This is a genomic window from uncultured Solobacterium sp. (genome assembly GCF_963517755.1).
Classification (GTDB): Bacteria; Bacillota_I; Bacilli_A; order Erysipelotrichales; family Erysipelotrichaceae; genus Bulleidia.
Genome location: NZ_CAUQGG010000028.1, coordinates 1 through 3,534 on the forward strand (window position 1 = coordinate 1; position 3,534 = coordinate 3,534).

1 protein-coding gene and 2 pseudogenes are annotated in these 3,534 nt (G+C 35.0%); all 3 read right to left on the bottom strand.

The window, feature by feature from the left end; translation table 11 throughout:
• A pseudogene (locus tag RWM19_RS08935) lies at positions 1–354 on the bottom strand (PD-(D/E)XK motif protein); the annotation flags it as partial.
• Positions 351–3,107 (bottom strand): Z1 domain-containing protein, encoded by a 2,757-nt coding sequence (locus tag RWM19_RS08940; RefSeq protein WP_313986164.1) that lies wholly within the window; start codon positions 3,105–3,107, stop codon positions 351–353. The pseudogene RWM19_RS08935 and the gene RWM19_RS08940, both read right to left, overlap by 4 nt.
• Positions 3,100–3,534 (bottom strand): annotated as a pseudogene (locus RWM19_RS08945) (ATP-binding protein); the annotation flags it as partial. The pseudogene RWM19_RS08945 and the gene RWM19_RS08940, both read right to left, overlap by 8 nt.

Below are 3,534 nucleotides of genomic sequence, written 5' to 3' on the forward strand. Positions count from 1 at the left end.
CGCATTATATCTACTCAATACTTTCAGCAAAGCTACATCGTCATTTTCCACATTGGAATATTCTATAATATCTCCTGCCATTGTTATGAAAACATCTTCCTGTTTTTTATCCATCAGTGTAAAGGAAATTGCATATTTACCATCCTTCTTCTGATTGCATGCAGCATCGATACTTTTTGAGGAATCTAATTTTTTTATAGCTTTTTTGCTCACTATCACAACAGACTTATGCTCTGGCGTTGCATATCGAACATACCATTCAAGAGGATGATTTACAGACAATTTCAATGCTCCACCAGAATAGTAATTAATAGTATTCCATTTTTCTCTTAATTCGTTTTCTTTCTCACTCATTCCATATCCTCCTCGTTATCATAATTGTCATAAACGTCCACCCACTTTCTCAACTCAATTTTATTAACTTTATAATTTGCAGTTTCAGTGGAACCATTAGTTTTAGGGAAACCAACTCCTAACGCAAATAAAAATTCAGGTAAATCTTTATTCTCGGACTTTGAATAATCAGCTTGTATTATATGTAGCATTAAAATCGGATTTCTATTGGCGATCAGATATGCTTTGTCCGGAATATTTTTCTTATTCTCATTTCCAGGTATAGATCTATATGCTTTTTCTGCATCTTGAATTTCATCTTTGGATAATCCAATTCTTGTACACCCACCAGCTCCAACACGCAACTTAGTGCCACTTACACTTACCATTTTTTTATCAGCTAAAATTTTTCTTTTTTCTGTCCCTTCAATCACTAGCATTTCATCCCCACACTGCAACGGTTCATTGAACGGAATACCTGATCCTGTTTTTATTAAAACTACATCCCATCCATTGCACCAATAATGGGTCTCTATAAATTCCGCAAGTGCTCTACCATTAAAACTCAAATGCCATGGATTTGTCTCGAATTCCAGTAACAATTGAGCTACATTATCTCCAGGAACATTCTTCCAATAATAATGGCCCTTCGTACGTTCTTCATCAAAAAATCTGTCCCCAATACTATTCAACGAATTCACAAAATTCTTGAATGCAATCTCATTTGAATCCAATATATTTTTTGATGCTTTTAATCTAGGTGTTTCAAGTAAATTACCAGACATTGTAACAGGAAATGGCAAATCAGCTGCTTCACGCATCTTGTTTCGCGCAGTCACAATTAATGCACCAGGATCTTGTCGAACTTTCAGACCAAAATCTCTAGGAGTTTGATTTGAATTTCTCATTTTCGAGATTTCTTCCTTAAGTTCAGCTGTAGCTCTAGTAATTTGTCCATACCAATCGATAGCCTCTGGTGTCATCCATACCTTTGCAACATCTTCATAATTTGTTCTATATCCGAACCAACGTCCCATCTGTAACAAAGTATCGTACATCTTCGTATTGCGATGAAAATATGTTACGCCAAGGCCCTCTAAGGTCAAACCTCTTGACATACTATTTCCACCTACAGCAATTACACGCAAACCATCATTCTTATGATTAAAATAATCTAAACTTGCTGCACCAGTTTTCATATTCACTGCACGAACTTCAATAGGAGAAATCGCCTTGTGCAAATAATTTTTTAGCAAGTCTTCCCATTCTATTCCAACTTTCCCACTCAAATGATATTTGTCCCAAACAACATGCATCGCTTTTATATTTTTTATTTTCTCACTTTCAGAAACTGATAGTTTAGCGTAATTTCGAACATCCGATTTCACCTGATCTAACCAAACATTCAGCAATTCTTGTATCTGATTTTGTACATTTGTATAAAGGCTTATATGTACCATCATAGACCTATGTTCTGTAAGGTCACCTCTATAGTCACGAATTGCATTTAATAACAAGAAATAATATGTAGCTTCATATAAATCCTCAGGTAAACCTTCTACCTCAAAGTCTTTTTTATGTTTTAAAGGAAAATACGCTTCTAACTCCTCTATATCAATCTCCTGAATCATGTGATCACGATCAGAATTCTCTCCAAATATTCTATCAGACCCAATATAATTAGTTGGAGCGGACAGTGCATAGATAAAATCAGCTGGAAAAAGATCAGCGTCTTTTTCCGGATCGATAAATATATTTGCAAAAGGAGTCGCAGTAATACCTATATAAGTAGTTTTACTGAATAGATTCAATAAACGTCTAATACAGTCATTAATTGCTGCAGGCTGAGAATCTTCATCTTTTGTATTAACTGATGCATTATCAGCCTCATCATCAATTAGCATGAGCGGAAGATCAATCTTTCCGGCAGCATTTTGGGTGTTATTATCTGATAGCCACTTTATCAAATTATTTAAAATTCTTTTATTCTTCTTCACCACTAAAATAACAGGACAATTAACGTTTTCGATGCCCAAATTATTATTTCTAAGAATACCGCTATCAAAATCTTTGGTCACGGAAGTAAATGCAACGATTTTTTTATCTTTTCTACGATTGCCTACACCGACACCGACTGCCTGATTCTTTATACCCTGTCCGCCTTTAGGATCCAGAAAATATTCGCTCTTTCTTCCAGTACATTCGGCATCCAATCTTTCTTGTGTTTGCTTACGCAAATTCTCCTGCATACCAGCCAAAACAATAATAATTCGATAACCCGTATCCGCTGCTTTATTACAAATGGCTGTGTAGTTAGCAGTTTTCCCTGACTGCACATCTCCGATCACCAGACCTTTTATTGCAAAATGATCTTCTGACGGATCACCACATAAATCTAATATTTCATCAGAAATTTTTCCAAGATTTGTTGTAAGTCTCGGATTCCAATGTTTTTCATTTTCCAGATATTCCTTATATCTATTCCAAAAGAAGAAGTCGAAGTCAGCTCTCTTTGAAAGTAACCACGACTGATGACCGTTATTACGATCGTCAATATATACCCCAATATCCATCTGGATTTCTAATGATTCCTTGAGTCTAGAAATTATCTCAGCAAATTCAACATCAGAAACCGGCCACTTAGGTGCCACTAAATTTCTTACCGAAGTGGCTTCCTCCAGAAATTCTTCTTCTGTTGGTGGCAATTTCTTATAAATTTTGTTAACACTTATGAAAATATAATCTTCTAATAGTTCAACATTTGGATTAATCATTCTTCAAAATATCCTCCTTGATTTTTCCTACTATATCATGATGTGCCGAATACGGTTCAATACAAGAAATAGCATCCAGTAGATTACATTTTTCTTGTTTGTCAACACACATCGTAATTATTTCCTGTAGTGATTTTACTATTTCTACATCTGACTGTTCATTATCGTTAGTTATTTGCTCATCATTATTCAGATCCACATATAATTGATTAAGTGGCAATCCCTTCTCAATTTGTTGTAACAACGCATTTAGAGACACTCCTATATTAGGATTTACTTTTATCATTTGTTGCACAATCGGATGTTTACGATTAACTTCATAATAAAATCCGCCATGTCTATTTTTCATGCGATTCCATACATGAGTTTCGGTATCACTTACCTCTTTTTTTCCTCTAAAGGTCCAAGTTCTTTTACTCCTCTCAGC